The organism is Neotamlana laminarinivorans (genome assembly GCF_020523925.1).
In the GTDB taxonomy this organism is placed as follows: domain Bacteria; phylum Bacteroidota; class Bacteroidia; order Flavobacteriales; family Flavobacteriaceae; genus Neotamlana; species Neotamlana laminarinivorans.
Genome location: NZ_JAJAPW010000004.1, coordinates 475,821 through 491,783, shown reverse-complemented (window position 1 = coordinate 491,783; position 15,963 = coordinate 475,821). Strand labels below are relative to the sequence as shown.

Genomic DNA, 15,963 nt, shown 5'->3' with positions numbered 1-15,963 from the left:
ACTACGCTTGTTTTGAAAATATTAAGGTTGAACAATTCCCACCAAAACCTAAAGAGTTTGATAAAATGTTTGTTATCGGTTTTTCCTTTAACTCCAATTCTGGCACAAGATTAAATGCCGACATGGGTGTTTTATAATTTAAATTTGGATACAAAACGTTATGCTGTAAAGCCAATACCGAAAACACAGCTTCAATACCACCAGCAGCAGCTAAAGTGTGTCCTGTAAATGGTTTTGTAGAACTAAACGGCGGCATTGTATTAAACACGCGTAAAAAAGCTTTTCCTTCAGATAAATCATTATTTCCCGTAGCTGTTCCATGCGCATTTACATAATCTATCGCTTCTGCATTTAAATTTGCCACTTTTAAGGCTTGTTTCATAGCTAAAGTAGCACCATCGCCATTCTCTGATGATGCGGTTTGATGAAACGCATCGTTGGCATTACCATAACCTTTTAAATAAGCCAATACGTTTTTATTTTCAGCTTTAACAACAGCATCAGATTCTAACACCAAAAAGGCGGCAGCTTCACCTAAATTTAAACCTTTTCGGTTTTCATCGAAAGGTGTGTTATAGGTGTCTGATAAAATCATTAAACTTTTAAATCCGTTAATCGTGAATTTCGATAAACAATCGGCACCACCAACAATAACACGATCTAATTTACCAGATTTTATAAGTCTTGCTCCCAACATAATGGCATTTGCAGCCGAAGAACAAGCAGTACTAATAGTTGTTACCAAACTATTTTTAAGCCCTAATTGTTCAGCTATTTTTTGGGTAGAGTCGCCCGCATGATGGGCTTCAATATATTTTTGAACCGTTTTATCTTCTAAATACTCGTAATAGTATTTCTCGGTCATGTCCATACCACCAACACTGGTTGCTGATATTAAACCGGTTTTGTATTCGTTTATATCAGAAATACAAGCACTTTCAACAGCTTCTTTAGCAGCAACAGCACCCAACAAAGCGGTTCTTGAATAATTATTGGTTTCGGGTAATTGCAATAGGCTTTCTAGTTGGCTATTGGTATAAGCAATTTCACCAACCATAATTTCGTTTTTATGATTGGTGTTAATTTTAACCACGCGACCAATGCCTGTTTTACCAGCAAAAAGTGCTTCGCGATTTTCGTCTATATTGTTTCCAATAGCAGATATAATACCCATACCTGTAATTGCAACGCCTTTACCCATTTTTGTAATTATTTTGTACGGTGTTCTGCAATGTATGCAGACATGGTGTTAATACTTTCGAAAATAGCACGACCTTGTTTTGGGTCGGTTAATTTTATGCCGTAAGTTTTATCGAGCATTACAATAAGCTCTAAAGCATCAATAGAATCTAACCCTAAACCATCTCCAAATAACATATCGTCATCAGCAATTTCAGCGGGTGTTATATCTTCCAAATTTAATTGTTCTACAAGGCTTTCTTTCAATTCTTGTTTTAAAGCTTCCATAATTCGTTATATAATGTATTTATTTGTTGTTCTGTATGTTGTAAATTTCCGTTGGGAGTTACAAGATATAAAAAGGCTTCGTAATCTTCATCATCTACATTTACCCAACCGCATAAAATTTTATCGGCCTTTTTATCGTCAATTAAACTATTCGTGTAATTATAAAAATAGTTGGTTTTAAAATTTTCGAATACAAAGAAACTGTTTTCTGAGTACAATTTGTATTTAATACTAATTTCTCCCAACATAATATTTGGCAAGGTATACACAAACACCGCAGGACTTGGGTAATAACTTGCTTTATCTTGAATGCTGTCTTGGTGTTTTCTATCGGTATCTAAACTCGATGCTTTATTTCCCATAACCAAGGCTATATTTTCTTGGTTTTCTTCGGAAATATTTTCGTGTTGCAACAAAACATCGGCTGCTAAAAAGGCTAACTGACTTAATTTATCCATTTTAAAAAACTTGGAATAATTAACATCTAAGGCTTTATAAGCTTGCTTTAAAAATTTTGATTCTTCAGCTTCAGCTGAAAACAAAACAGTTCCGTTAAGGCTAATTTTATTTTGCTTAACATGGCAATAAGACGATATTTTAAACTGATTTTTCATTATTAATTATCAATCTTATTTTACTTTTTTAAAAATAACCGCCGTGTTACAACCGCCAAAACCCGAAGCTGTTTTTAAAAACGTGGACAACGGCTTTTCTACAGTGTTTTCAATAACATTTATAGGTTGTGTTACACCCATTTCTGCAAAACCTAAGGTTTTTATTAGCACATTTTGATTTAAGGCGTACATACCTATTATGGTTTCTAGTAAACCTGATGCGCCTAGTGTATGTCCAAAATACCCTTTCAAACTATTCATTGGTGTTTTTTCTAAACCCAAACGGTTTAATGCAATCGCTTCCATTTCGTCGTTATACATGGTTGCTGTACCGTGGGCGGAAATATAATCGATGTCTTCTGAAGTTAAATTTGATTGCGCTAAAGCCGATTCTATACTTCTGTACAAGCCTTCGCCAGTACGCGATGGTCCTGAAATATGATTGGCATCGTTACAAGATGCTTCACCTAAAATTTCAACGGCTTCGTCACTTAAATCGTCTTCATTTTTAGTAACTAGCGCGCTCACGGCTACTTCGCCAATATTAATACCTATTCTATTTTTATCGTATGGTTTACAAATTTCTGAGCTTAATGCTTGAAAGGAATTGAAACCCGATAAAATAAACTCACTAACCAAATCACCCGCCACAATAAACACATGATCGAACATGTTACTTTTTATGTAACGTTTAGCCACCGCAACCGACAAAACACCAGACACACAAGCGTTTGATAACACTATAGGTTCCGTTTTAAAATCAAAATAATGGGCTACATTTTTAGCTAAAACATCGAGATAAGCACGTTCCTTTGGGAAATCGTTTTCAGCATCTAAAGCATCTATATTGCCTTTTGTTGTTGAAATAATGAGGCCAACACGATCGGTTAACGCAATGTTAGATCGACCTAAAGTATCTTGAAGCGATGTAATAAACATCTTTTCAAGTTTGGTATATTTTTTTTCTGTTTTATTGTTGAAAGCTGCCGTTAACGCATCATCATCAACTAAAGATGACATAAAAGGTTCTGGCATTACCGAAGTATCCTTAATTTGTTTCAATCCGGAATTACCAAGCATCACTTCTTTCGCTACCGAAGCGCTATTGAAGCCTAAAGATGAGATAATGTTGCTATATGACAAATATACTTTACTCATCTAGCAAACCTACTTTTTTCTTCCAATCTGTAAAAAAATCTGGTGGTGTTAACCACAATTCACCTTGCCCTATTTTATCTACAAAAACTTGAACAGTTTCTCCGGTGCAAACCAACTCATTTTCTTGGTTGTAAATTTCGTAGCGAAAAATCATTTTTGCGGCCGAACTATCTACAAAAATAGTTTTTATTGTGGCTACATCGCCATATTTTAAAGGGCGTTTATGTTTGGTTTTCGATTCTATTATTGGTGTTGCAAAACCGTATTCTTTTTGATCTAAATATGAAATACCATGATGCCTTCCAAAGTTTTCTCTACCATCTTCGAAATACTGAATATAATTTCCGTGCCATACAATACCTAACGGATCGGTTTCTACAAACCTTACGCGCACTTTACTTGTATGTTCTATTTCTTTTGGTTTAGACCGCATGTTTCTTTTCGTTAAAAAATATTGACAGTAATGTAGTTACTATAAAAAACAATAACAACAATGCTAATTCTGGCAAAATACTGGCTAAACTGCCGTTGCGTAAAAACACATCGTAATAGGCATTTAATCCCCAGTTCATAGGCGAAATATTCGATAATACTTGCATAAACTTTGGCATTATAAAAACGGGCACCCAAACGCCTCCAATCGCTGCTAAAATAACTACAAAGGTAGCTCCAAATGGCGCCGACTGTTCTTGGGTTTTTGCAATAGTTCCAATTAAAACACCTAAGCCAATTGCTGCTAAGCCTGCAAAAATACTAACTACAAACAACAATGGCAACCTGCCAGAAACATCGAGTGTCGGTAATCCAATTTTGGGAAATACGAATACACCAACCGCCAGCATTAATGCAAATTGAATAAGGCAAACCGCTAAATACACAACCGTTTTACCACCTAAAACCGTGGCATAACTTACTGGATTTGTACGCAACCTAACAAAGGTGCCTTGACTTTTTTCCTTTACAATATTTATTGATAAAGGTACAATTATGAAGAAAATGGCAAATAACGACCAAGCAGGCACATTATGTTGTGCGGAGTTTGGGATAAATTCTTCATTATCCTTTTTTGGAAGTATTTCTTTAAACGTTACAAAATTATCGGTTTTAAAAACGACATCGTCTGGATTATCACTTAATTGCTTTTGAAAACTGGTATAAATGGTTTTCATTTCAATTTTTGATATCATTTTATCGATACCATTTTTAACCGAATTTTTAAATGATACTTGTGTTGCAGGATCGAAATATAAGCGTACTTCTTTACTTGTAACCTCTGGTTGTTCTGAAGCATTGCTTTCTGAGTCTATTCCGAAATTTTGCAGTAAATTATCAACGTTGCTATTTACTTTTTTATTTAAATCTGAAGTTAAATGAGTTGGAATTATTACTGCCAATTGATAATCACCACCAAAGACCAAATCTTTCGCTTCAGCTTCAGTAGCACTCATAATAATTTCAAAAGCTTCCGAAGATTGCAAACCTTCTAACATGGTTTTGGCAACTTCACCTTTATCATTATCAACTACCAAAATAGGAATTTGAGTATTTTCGATGGTTTTAAAGGTGCTATCTTGAATTAAAGTAATTGTAATTATTAGTACCAAAGGCATTACAAACAAGATGATAACACTACCAAAATCTCGTTTTAACAATAAAAATTCCTTGTATGCCGATGCTAATAACTTATGCATAATCGCGAAGTTCTTTACCCGTTAAACTTATAAATACATCTTCAAGGTTATGTAACTCATCAGATTTATTAATTAAATCCTTTGGCTTTCCTTCAATAATTATTTTTCCGTGATCAATAATTGCCACTTTAGTACAAAACTGCTCCGCTTCATTAAGATGATGCGAGGTATAAATTATAGTTGTTCCGCTTGCGTTAAGCTCTTTTAAAAAATTAATTATCACATTTTTAGACTGCACATCTACTCCAACGGTAGGTTCATCTAAAATTAAAACTTTAGGATTATGCAAAATACTCGCTAATAAATTAACGCGACGTTTCATACCTCCCGAAAAAGTATCAATTTTCTTGTTTGCAAATTTCTCAAGGCCTAAAATTTCTAGGTGACTTAATATCTTTTGGTTTAGCGATTTACCTTTTAAACCATACATGCTACCGAAATATTTTAAATTCTCGAACGCTGTTAAAGTTGGGTACAACGCATATTCCTGTGGCACAATACCTATAAGTTTTTTTATTTCGGTTTTATGCTGTTTGTAGTTTAAATTATTGATGGTAAAAATCCCCGAAGTTGGTTTTACCAAAGCACATAACATAGAAATTAAAGTGGTTTTTCCCGCGCCGTTTGGCCCTAAAAGCCCAAAAATTTCTTGATCGTTTATAGACAGACTCAAATTAGACACCGAATAATTATCGGCACCTACATATTTTTTTGAGATTTTATCTATTACTATCATTTTCTATTTTATGGCTATTTTTAATGCTTTAAAAAACACTTCTTCTTTATCTGCTAACTCAAATAACATTTCTGAAACCTTATCGTACGATCCCGTTGTCGCTTTACGATTTTTGTATAAACGAGAGGCTTCCAAAGCAAAATCTCTCCATAAATCGCCAATTACGGTCATTTCCTTAGAGAGCTCCATGAGTTTTTCATTATTTAAAATGGCACTCGATTCTTGTAAAAAAGCCGCAAAAATATAACGAAAGCCACCACCACCGGTACCTATTTCTTCTTGCATACGAACAATTTGCCCCAAATAATGATTGGCTACTTTTATACCTTTTTTCTTTGGCCACTTTTTAATAAGTTTTGCCACCATTCGAATGCCTTTTACACCAACTATGGGTATTGGTGCCAACATATCTCGGCAAGTTTGTTTTATACCTTTTACAATGGCTTTTTTATATGGAATCTCACTTTCTTTTGGAAAAGAAATTGGGTAGTAAATTTGTCCGTTTGGTGCAAATGGCCCTTTTGCAAAACGTGCTTTTTCAAGTTGCTTTTCGTCTAGTTTTGCAACGTTTTCAATAACTGGGTCACTTACTAAATAATCAGATCCTTCTTTGCCATAAACCACAATATTGTGGGCATTAAAATGAAAACGGTAATGATCTGGCAAGTATAACAAATGGTAAATACCCACCTGTAAACCAACCGGATTGTTATTTTTTATATTGTCGTCTAAACGTTGTTTGGCTTTAGTGGCACTTTTAAATTTTTCGCGTTTAAAGGTTACACCAATGCGTTTTGCAAAACGCTTAAAAATTAAACCTGGCATAACACGATACGTTACTGCTGGCCCGTGATTTACTTTTAAAAATGGGATATAACAATAAATTAAGCCAGAACCTATTCCAAAAATCATAGGTTCGCTAATGTTTATACCATTATGCTTCATTAAATTAGAAACTACACCATTTTCGCAGTGTGCAGATTGGTGATGTTTAAAATCAATCTTCATTTAAATCTCCTTGTTTTAATTGCTGTAAACTTATGTTAAAAGCATCGGCGTATTTTTGCAATAATTTATCTGATAGTTTTTTAAAACGTTTCGGGTTAAAATGTCGTTTTACTCGAAATGGCCAAATACCAACGTAACCTGCAAGAATGGTAACATCCATTCGGTTTAATTCCATGTAATATTCAATAGGACTTGTTTCGTTATTTAGTACACGTTGTTTAGCTTCTTCGGCGCGCTCTTTAATATCTTCAATAGCATTGTTTAAAGCAATTGTTTTTGGTGTCCAACCACTACTTTTTGTAGTTATGTAATTACCATTTTCGTCGGTCGCGTAGCATAATTCTTTTTGATTTATAGAATCTAAACTACTTTTATCCTGAGGAACTTCGTTTGCTTTCATAGCTTAATTAATTTCTCGAATAATTAAATTGAGATTGCAAGATACTAATTCTTTATGGTCTTGAGATATGGTGCATTCAATATTACACAAACTATAATCGTCTGCATCAAAACGGGAAATTAAGTTGGCTTTTGATGTAATTGTAGTATTTACTTTAGGTAAACTGTATATTGTAACTTTTTTTATGGCACTAATAAAACCAATAAGCCTAACCGTTGATTTATTATCGTAAAACGATTTACCCACTATACAAGAACAGGTTTGTGCTGCGTGTTCTATTAAGCCAGCTTCGGCAAAAAAACCATTATCGTTAAAAATTGAAGATTCTTTAATAAAAAACTGAGTTGTAACCTCAGCATCATTAATGGTATTTATTTTATCTACCATTAAAAAAGGAGCGCGATGCGGTAAAACTTCACTAATATTTATTTCTAAAAAATCATTATTCATTAAGAAGCTATTACTGTTTTCATTTCGGCTGAAGCAATCTCTTCATTTTGAGCATTAAAAACCATGATTTCTACCATAGTAACTCCCATAATTTCGTGTAAAACATTTACCTTGGTAGTTATTACATCATTTACTTTTGGAAGTTTTTTTATTGTTGTTTTTTTTATAGAACCAATATAACCTGTTGGCGCATCTTCTCCTTTAATATAGTAATTATAACCTGTATGTAACGCTACGGTTTGAGCCATATTTTCTACTAAACCAGGCTCGGTAAAATTATTATTTTCCACAAAAAGATTATTTGAAAGAATAGTAAAAGCAGACTCTACTTTTGTTTCGGAAAAATCTAAAAGCGAATCTACCATTACAAACGGTGCTTTTTGAGGTATTAATTTTGTAATGTCCTTTACCGGAAATTGTGTAGTCATAATTTTAGCAAACGGTTAATAAGGCTATAGAATATGAAAATCTGGAACTTTCTGGAACAGATAGTAATATTTTTTGTCCCTTTTGTAATTGCCCTGAAGCTACTAATTCTTCTAACATTAAATATATTGATGCTGCACCTACATTACCAACGCTTTGCAAATTCATGAACCATTTTTCCCAAGGAATTTCAATACCTGCTTCTTTCATAGCATCGTACAACCCTTCTTTAAAATAATAGGAAGAAATATGAGGCAAATAATAATCTATATCGTCTGCAGAAATATTGTGTTTTGCAAAAGTACGCTTTAAGCTATCTACTCCTTTTTCTAGAATATTAGCTCCAAGAAGTTTTACATCTTGTTGTACCGCAAAAAGCGTTTTTTTACTCCATTGGTCCGATGCGTATTCGCGCCATGGTTTTAAAAATCCGTCCTCTTGTTTTTCTCCACCAGAATACATACAAGCATCTAGCTCGAAGGCATACGAAAATCCTTCAATCCAGTCTATTCTTAAAGGTTGCTCTCCTTTTGGTTCTGCTTCAAGTAAACAAGCACCAGCACCATCAGAAAGCATCCATCTTAAAAAATCTTTATTAAACGCAATTATTGGGTTTTCTTCTAAAGATTCTAAGTGTTTTACTTCATCCTCAAAAAGATCGGAACGCATCCAAGTAGAACTACGCTCTGAGCCAGAAACTACAGCATTATTAGATTGGCCACATTTTACTGAAAAGTAACCATATTTTAAAGCGTTCATTCCTGAACAACATGCTCCTGTTGGTGAGTTTACTTCAAGATTTCCGTTTTTTAAAAACCCATGCACCATTGAAGCATGAGATGGTAAAATATGATCTGGACTTGAAGTACCACATGATAATACTTCTATATCTGTAGTTTTAAAATCATCATCACAAAGTCTATTGATAGCTTCTGCAGTAAGTTGGGCGTTGTTATGCGTAACTTGACCATTTTCATCAATTGCATAGTACCTTGTTTTAATTTGATTATTTCTTAAAACAATGCGTCTTCCTTTGGAATGTTTACCATTTATTAAACCCAATTTTTCCTCCATTTCATCGTTAGAAACTGGTTTGTTGGGTAAAAATTTTGAAACACGCGTTATATATACTTCTTTCATATGTTATTTAGTATTCTCTAATAGCTCTACGGAAGTGTAATACTTCTTCTGCTTTTTAATTTTTGGGATGTTAAAAACATAAGTAAGCAAAAATAAGATAAAAACAATTGGAGAAACAACCCAAATTGCAATAAACAAATACACATTGAAAAATTTTAACAAGGTTTCTCGTTTTTTTGTATTTGGCTCGCTGCTTTTATGAATAAAATTTGCCCATTTTGTAAATATAACATTCGCCTTGCGATCTACGGTTATTAAAAACGGTTTTATTTCTACAGCACCATTTTTTAACAAATTATCCTGTAAATTACCCCAGGTATTTCCCAATAAATGTTGTTTTATTATTGGGCCAAATTTAACCGCATTATCAATATCGACTTGGCTTATTCCTGGCTTAGGAAAGATACCTAAATATTTCTTTTTCTTACCAGAAAACATCCACCTTACAATAGTTATTACACTTATGTAATTACTATGCCTGTCTACCAACGCAATATTACCTACTAAGTTAGCATTTAATTTTTTTAGGTGTATTTTTAACTTCTCCTGAGCCATAATCCACATATTTCTGGTGCCACTTACAGTTACAACCTTGGATCCTGAAAACAATGTTTTTGCACTTTCTGATTGTAAAAAAGAGGATATTGGTAACGACGGCGTTAAATACCATACTTGATAACCAAAAATTATTAAATCGTATGTGTTATTTAAAATAGCATCGGGAACGGGGTTTACCTCTTGGTAATTTTGTAAAAAGGTATCTGGGAATACTCCAAAAAAATCTTTTTTTGTCCACGGAAAAGGAAAGTTTCGTTTTAGCTCGATATTATGATAGTGTAGCTTTACAGCTTCATCATTCTTGAAATTTTCAACTATATTATTTACAATTTCTGTTAGTTGACCAGATTGAGAATAATGCAAAACTAAAACTTGCTTCATGGGTGTTTTTAAAATTATGAGTAAAAATAAATAATTAAAACGTTAAACCTAACTTTTATTATGAAACTAAATAGTTGGTTATAAACAACACCTATTTTTTGAGTTTCCCCCAAAAATCGAAATAGTTAAACCATTGTAATGGATACTTTTTTAAAATCCAGGATAGGCTATCGGTGTAATCTTTTAAAAGAGAATCTACATCGCGATATTTTGCTTTAGATTGTCTTGCGTATAAATGATAGTGTAAATTACTTTCTTTCATTACATACACAAACAACACAGGAACTCTTAATCGTGAAGCTAACACAAAAGGTCCTGCAGGAAATTTAGCTTTTTCACCAAGTAATTCTTTCTCTAAAAACTTTGTGTTTTCTGTGTAACGATCGCCTGTAATACAAACAATTTCGTTTCGTGCTAAGGCAGCATTTATCTCGAAAACATGAGACAAATCATCTTTTAATATAATGAGGTTGATGTTAGATTTTGTAGTAACACTTTCTAAATACTCTTGAATTGCAGTATGCTCTTGATTAGTAGTAAGCAAACTTATTGATGCAGATTCATCTAAATCGCCAAAAAAATGTTCGGCAATTTCAAAATTACCCACATGCGCGCTAATTAAAATACCTCCTTTTTTATTTTTTAAGGCTTGATTTATTAATTCAATACCATCGAACTCGTAAGTGAATTTTTTTCGTAACCCTGAAGAAATGGCTACTTTATCTATAATAGTTTGACCAAAAACAAAGTAACTATTATAAACGTTTTTAAGACTTTTGATTTTAGAAAAACCTTGTCTGTTTTTAAGATAATAGTAAATGGCTTTAAAACTATCTTTGGCAAACAACACAAAGTAAAAAGAAACGAAATAAAGCACAAAATACGCTGCTTTTACGCCTAGTTTTTTTATACAAAACACAAATATTTTGTAACCTAAAACTGTTCCTCTGGATTTACCTTTCCATTTAGCAGCCATATAAAGTTATAATGTTTTAATCAAATTTAGCTAAGCTTATTCTCGATTAAATCATAAAAATCTTGAAGCACTTTAACGTTAACAAAATCTTCGCCAACAAGCTTTACTCCAAAATTAGCTTCAACAGAAACCACTAAATCAACAAAATCTAAACTATCAAGATCTAAGGTTTCTTTTAAATCTGCATCTGGCGAAATATCATCACTTTCTACTTCAAATTCATCAATAAGAAAGTTGTTTATTTTTTCAATAATAACTTCTTTAGTCATCGCGCAATTATATTTTTTTTATTATTAATGCTGAATTGGTTCCACCGAAACCAAAAGAGTTGGACAAAAATACATTAATTTTTTTATCTAAGGTTTTGCTGACTAAATTTAATTTTTTCGCATCCTCATCTGGCGTTTCCAAGTTAATATTTGGTGCTACAAATCCATGGTGCATCATTAACATTGAGTAAATTACCTCGCTAGCACCTGCCATCCAGCACTCATGTCCTGTCATCGATTTTGTTGAACTTACCGCTGGACCATGCTCTCCAAAAACATCAAAAATAGCTTTTGCTTCGTTAGCATCGCCTACAGGTGTTGATGTTGCATGTGCGTTTACATAATCTACATCGCCAGCACTGATACCCGCTTGTTTTATGGCCATTTTCATAGCATAACTTGGGCCTGCTGCATTTGGTGTTGATATATGCTCGCCATTTGATGAAAAGCCATACCCTATTACTTCTCCTAAAATAGGAGCGCCTCGTTTTATTGCAGAATCATATGATTCTAAAATTACAGTTGCAGCCCCACCACTTGGTACTAAACCATCTCTATTAGCATCAAATGGTTTTGAAGCTTGTCCTGGATTTTCAGTATTCATTGAAAACACACCCAAACCATCGAAACTAGACATAACATATGGATTTATTTCTTGTGCGCCACCACATATAATACAATCTTGCAATCCACTTTTTATTAATTGATAGGCCATTCCAATGGAATGTGATCCACTGGCACAGGCTGCACTAATGGTAAAATTAACTCCTGTAAGTTTAAATATGGTTGAAAGATTCATAGTAACAGAGGAATTCATCCCCTTAAAAATTGCACCAGAACCCACTAAGGTTGTATCTTTTTTTTCTCTAACTTTATCTACAGATTCTATTACAGATTTTGTTGTACTATCGTTTCCATAAAGAATTCCTACTTGATTGGCATCGATAAAATCTTGATCTATTTTAGCGTTTTTAAAAGCTTCAATAGTTGCCATATATGCATACTCACCTTCTTCACCAATACTAATACGCTGTTTACGTGTTAATATGCCTTTTAGGTTTGGTTTAGACACCATTCCTGTTAATGGCGACCGGTAACCAAAATCTATTCTTTCTTTATCTACAACAATACCAGACTTACCTTTGTATAACGATTCTTTAACTTCTGCTAAGTTTTCGCCAATACAAGAATAAATTCCCATTCCTGTTATTACAACTCTGTTCATTAAGTAAAAATTAGGAGTATATCCCGCCGTTAATGTTTAAAACTTCGCCAGTAATATAAGACGCTTTTTTAGAAATTAAAAACGAAACTGCATGAGCAACTTCTTCTGGCTCTCCAAATCGGTTTATTGGAATTAAGCTTTTTAGCTCTTTTTCGTCGAGTTCGGCAGTCATATCGGACTTGATAAAACCTGGAGCTACAGCGTTTACAGTAATTTTACGTTTTGCAACTTCTTGTGCTAAAGCTTTTGTTGCACCAATTAATGCCGCTTTTGCTGCAGAGTAATTTGTTTGTCCTGGCGTACCTTTTACACCCGAAACCGACGCTATGTTTACTATACGACCATAGCGGTTACGTAGTAATTTTTGAATAAAAAAGTTGGTTACATTGTAAAATCCGCTTAAAGATGTGTTTATAACACTATTCCAATCTTCGGCAGGCATCCACATAAATAAACCGTCTTTTGTAATTCCTGCATTATTTACTATAACCTCAACAACTGCTTTTGGGTTGTTTTCTTGCCAATTTGTTAAAACAGATTGAACTTGTTCTGCATTAGCTACATTGAATTGCAAAATTTCGCCTGTATTACCTTCAGCTTCGACAAGCTTCAAGGTTTCGTTTGCTGCTGCTTCGTTACTATTGTAATTTATTAGGATATGATAATCTGAATCTTTTGCTAACTGAATGCATACTGCTTTACCTATACCTCTAGATCCTCCAGTTATTAGGGCACACTTCATTAAAATTATAATTTAAAATATTTAGATTTTTTATTTGAAAAGTTCTAAGTTTTGAAACCAAGTATTATTTAACACCTCGCCTTTTGTGTTTAAAAAAGCCCATTGTTTGTTGTGTTTTACACGTGCCAAACCATCTACGAAGCCTTTCTCGGTTTTTATTCCGAAAAACATACCGAAGTTTCCGGCTGTAATACCATATTTTTCTTCAATAATTAATTCACCTTTGGCATTAATAAAACCCCATAGTTTTTTAGTTTTTACTGGTGCTAAACCATCTTCACTAAACACCTCAGCATCTTTATATTGTGGTTTAATAACTACTTCTCCTTTTTTATTAATATAGCCCCAAAGTTTATTTTCGTAAAAGGGTGCTAAGCCTTTTTTAAAACCTCTTACTTTTACAAATTTAGGTTCTATAATCCACTCACCATTATTGTTTATAAAACCAACTTTTTCACCTTTTTTGGCGTAAGACACACTTCCGTTAATAGTAAAATCCCAAATTTTAACAGCACCTTCAACAGGGATAAACTCTTTAGCTTTTATTAACCCCCAAACGCCATCTTTTTTAGCTATAATTACACCATTGTATAGGTTTCCTATTTCTTCGTATTCTATTTTTATATACTCGTTACCCGATTTGTCAAGCAAACCCCATTTTTCATTTTTCTGAGCTCGAGAGTAACCGTTATAAAAATCGAAAGCTTTTGTGTATTCTTTTGGTATTACTACTTCTCCTTCTTTATTAATAAAACCTACTTTATCTTCAGTTTTTACTACAGCCAAATCTTCAGAGAAATCGTAAACTTTATCCGTTACAACCTCTGTTAAAATTTTACTTCCGGTTTTATCGATATAATACCATGAAATACCATCGTTTACAATTGCGATATCCGATTGAAATGCTTTAGTTTTTTTAAAGATTGGTTTTATAACCCACTCACCACTTCTATCAATATAACCCCATAATTTATCGTCTGCCATGGCTTGGGCATAATCGCCCGAAAAACTTTTAGCATTAAGAAATTGCGGTTGTATTACCCATTCGCCTGTTTTATTGATATAGCCAAATTTATCGTTAACTCTTGCTAGGGCTAACTCTTGTGAAATACTTAAATTTAAACTTAAAAATGCGAATACAACGAACAGATTTTTCATGACAAGAAACAATTTAGAGTTATTTAACTTTCATTAAATATTGCTTCACCTTATTTACGTAAGGATACATTACAATATCTTCTGTAAATATAGGAACTATTTCTCGTATATCGTCGTATATTTTTTTGGTTTGAGCCGATATTTTATTTTTAACATCAAGATATTCAATTGCTTGCACAATTGTAATAAGTTCTATTGCTACAACCTCAAAAGCATTTTCAATAACCTTTTTGGTAATTAAAGCAGCATTAGTTCCCATGCTAACAATATCTTGATTGTCGTTATTATTAGGAATACTATGAACATACATTGGGTTAGAAAGTGTTTGGTTTTCTGCGGTGGTAGATGTTGCAGTAAACTGTACACCTTGCATGCCAAAATTTAAACCTAGTTTACCCAAGTTAACAAATGGAGGAAGCATATCGTTAAGTCTTGAATTAAGTAAATAATTTAGTTGTCGCTCACTTAACATACTTAATTTAGTAACTGCTAATTTTAGCTTATCCATTTCTAAAGCTACATAATCGCCATGGAAATTTCCGCCATGATAAACATGCTTCTTTTTTACATCTACAATTGGGTTATCGTTAGCCGAGTTTACTTCATCTACTAATATATCTTCTACACTATTTAAAGTATCTAAAACAGGCCCTAAAATTTGAGGCACGCAACGCAAAGAATAATATTCTTGAACTTTTTCCTTAAAAACAGATACATCTTCGTTTTTAGAATATAAATGGTGTTCTCTTTTACGTGTTAACTCGCTATCTGCCAAATGTTTTCGCATTTGTTTAGCAATTTCTTGTTGCCCTTTATGACGTTTTGCTCCGTTTAACTCTTCAGATAAATGGTCATCGTAAGCTTGTACTATTTCGTTTATTGCAGATGAGCAAACTACCATATCGTCAAGTAATTTACGCGTATAAATAGTGTTTATAAGCCCAATACCTGTCATGGCAGAAGTTCCGTTCATTAAAGCTAAACCTTCTCTTAATTCTACAGAAATTGGCTGTAGCTTTTCTATTTTAAAAACTTCGTCTGTATTTTTTCTTTCTCCCTTATAAAATACTTCGCCTTCACCAATTAAAACCAAAGCTAAATGTGCTAATTGTACTAAATCTCCACTTGCACCAACACTACCATGCTCGAAAATTACCGGTGTAATATCTCGATTTATAAGTTCTTGCATTAACAATACTGTTGATTTATGTATACCAGATTTACAAAGCGATAGTGTATTTAATCTAGCTAGCATAATAGCTCTAACATACATTGGAGGCAGAGGCTGGCCTACTCCAGATGCATGGCTTCTAATTAAGTTATATTGTAATTGTATTCGTTGAGAATCTTCAATTTTATACTGTGCCATTGGGCCAAAGCCTGTATTAACACCGTAAATAACTTTATCCTGAGAAAAATCCATTAAAAAATTAAAGCTTTCTTCAATTTTTGTAATAAGAGCTTCATCTATTTTAAAAGTTTCGTTTTTAAAAATTATTTTGAAGAAATTATCTATTTCTAGACCGCCTTGGTAGGTTAGCATATTTATTTTTAAATTTATTGG

At 33.2% G+C, this 15,963-nt stretch carries 19 protein-coding genes; all 19 read right to left on the bottom strand.

Going from position 1 to position 15,963, the window contains the following annotated elements; genetic code table 11:
* Position 1: 1 nt before the first annotated feature.
* Positions 2-1,201 (bottom strand): beta-ketoacyl-[acyl-carrier-protein] synthase family protein, encoded by a 1,200-nt coding sequence (locus tag LG649_RS11615; RefSeq protein ID WP_226543978.1) that lies wholly within the window; start codon positions 1,199-1,201, stop codon positions 2-4.
* 8 nt (positions 1,202-1,209) lie between these two features.
* Positions 1,210-1,467 carry a phosphopantetheine-binding protein gene (locus LG649_RS11610; protein WP_044633620.1) on the bottom strand — a complete coding sequence of 86 codons (258 nt, stop codon included), beginning with the start codon at positions 1,465-1,467 and terminating at the stop codon, positions 1,210-1,212.
* Positions 1,455-2,081, bottom strand: coding sequence for a beta-ketoacyl-[acyl-carrier-protein] synthase family protein (locus tag LG649_RS11605; RefSeq protein ID WP_226543977.1), 627 nt, complete (start codon positions 2,079-2,081; stop codon positions 1,455-1,457). The genes LG649_RS11610 and LG649_RS11605 overlap by 13 nt, the downstream gene beginning before the upstream one ends.
* Before the next feature lie 15 nt (positions 2,082-2,096).
* The gene (locus tag LG649_RS11600; protein WP_226543976.1) at positions 2,097-3,239 is read right to left on the bottom strand and encodes a beta-ketoacyl synthase N-terminal-like domain-containing protein; all 1,143 of its coding nucleotides are present in this window, start codon (positions 3,237-3,239) and stop codon (positions 2,097-2,099) included.
* Positions 3,232-3,672: an acyl-CoA thioesterase gene (locus LG649_RS11595; RefSeq protein WP_226543975.1), complete on the bottom strand. Its 441-nt coding sequence runs from the start codon at positions 3,670-3,672 to the stop codon at positions 3,232-3,234. The genes LG649_RS11600 and LG649_RS11595 overlap by 8 nt, the downstream gene beginning before the upstream one ends.
* Positions 3,662-4,930, bottom strand: coding sequence for an ABC transporter permease (locus tag LG649_RS11590; protein ID WP_226543974.1), 1,269 nt, complete (start codon positions 4,928-4,930; stop codon positions 3,662-3,664). Before LG649_RS11590 ends, LG649_RS11595 begins: the two co-directional genes overlap by 11 nt.
* Entirely contained in the window at positions 4,923-5,666 is a 744-nt protein-coding gene (locus LG649_RS11585; protein ID WP_226543973.1) for an ABC transporter ATP-binding protein, read from the bottom strand. Before LG649_RS11585 ends, LG649_RS11590 begins: the two co-directional genes overlap by 8 nt.
* A 3-nt stretch (positions 5,667-5,669) precedes the next feature.
* Positions 5,670-6,674 carry a BtrH N-terminal domain-containing protein gene (locus LG649_RS11580; protein ID WP_226543972.1) on the bottom strand — a complete coding sequence of 335 codons (1,005 nt, stop codon included), beginning with the start codon at positions 6,672-6,674 and terminating at the stop codon, positions 5,670-5,672.
* Positions 6,664-7,074, bottom strand: coding sequence for a hypothetical protein (locus LG649_RS11575; protein ID WP_226543971.1), 411 nt, complete (start codon positions 7,072-7,074; stop codon positions 6,664-6,666). The genes LG649_RS11580 and LG649_RS11575 overlap by 11 nt, the downstream gene beginning before the upstream one ends.
* 3 nt (positions 7,075-7,077) lie before the next feature.
* Positions 7,078-7,524 (bottom strand): ABC transporter permease, encoded by a 447-nt coding sequence (locus LG649_RS11570; RefSeq protein ID WP_226543970.1) that lies wholly within the window; start codon positions 7,522-7,524, stop codon positions 7,078-7,080.
* Positions 7,524-7,952 carry a hypothetical protein gene (locus tag LG649_RS11565; RefSeq protein ID WP_226543969.1) on the bottom strand — a complete coding sequence of 143 codons (429 nt, stop codon included), beginning with the start codon at positions 7,950-7,952 and terminating at the stop codon, positions 7,524-7,526. Before LG649_RS11565 ends, LG649_RS11570 begins: the two co-directional genes overlap by 1 nt.
* Before the next feature lie 4 nt (positions 7,953-7,956).
* Positions 7,957-9,090 carry a beta-ketoacyl-ACP synthase III gene (locus tag LG649_RS11560; RefSeq protein ID WP_226543968.1) on the bottom strand — a complete coding sequence of 378 codons (1,134 nt, stop codon included), beginning with the start codon at positions 9,088-9,090 and terminating at the stop codon, positions 7,957-7,959.
* A gap of 3 nt (positions 9,091-9,093) precedes the next feature.
* Positions 9,094-10,029, bottom strand: a complete 936-nt coding sequence (locus LG649_RS11555; protein ID WP_226543967.1) for a dialkylrecorsinol condensing enzyme DarA — start codon at positions 10,027-10,029, stop codon at positions 9,094-9,096.
* A gap of 91 nt (positions 10,030-10,120) precedes the next feature.
* Complete coding sequence (locus tag LG649_RS11550) at positions 10,121-11,005, bottom strand: LpxL/LpxP family acyltransferase (RefSeq protein ID WP_226543966.1); 885 nt, start codon at positions 11,003-11,005, stop codon at positions 10,121-10,123.
* 26 nt (positions 11,006-11,031) lie between these two features.
* Entirely contained in the window at positions 11,032-11,274 is a 243-nt protein-coding gene (locus tag LG649_RS11545) for a phosphopantetheine-binding protein (RefSeq protein WP_044633607.1), read from the bottom strand.
* 7 nt (positions 11,275-11,281) lie between these two features.
* On the bottom strand, positions 11,282-12,499 hold the full coding sequence (locus LG649_RS11540) for a beta-ketoacyl-[acyl-carrier-protein] synthase family protein (RefSeq protein WP_226543965.1): 1,218 nt from the start codon (positions 12,497-12,499) through the stop codon (positions 11,282-11,284).
* A gap of 10 nt (positions 12,500-12,509) precedes the next feature.
* Positions 12,510-13,241, bottom strand: a complete 732-nt coding sequence (gene fabG, locus LG649_RS11535; protein WP_226543964.1) for a 3-oxoacyl-ACP reductase FabG — start codon at positions 13,239-13,241, stop codon at positions 12,510-12,512.
* A gap of 30 nt (positions 13,242-13,271) precedes the next feature.
* Entirely contained in the window at positions 13,272-14,399 is a 1,128-nt protein-coding gene (locus LG649_RS11530; RefSeq protein ID WP_226543963.1) for a WG repeat-containing protein, read from the bottom strand.
* 19 nt (positions 14,400-14,418) lie between these two features.
* Positions 14,419-15,942, bottom strand: a complete 1,524-nt coding sequence (locus LG649_RS11525; RefSeq protein ID WP_226543962.1) for an HAL/PAL/TAL family ammonia-lyase — start codon at positions 15,940-15,942, stop codon at positions 14,419-14,421.
* Positions 15,943-15,963 lie beyond the last annotated feature (21 nt).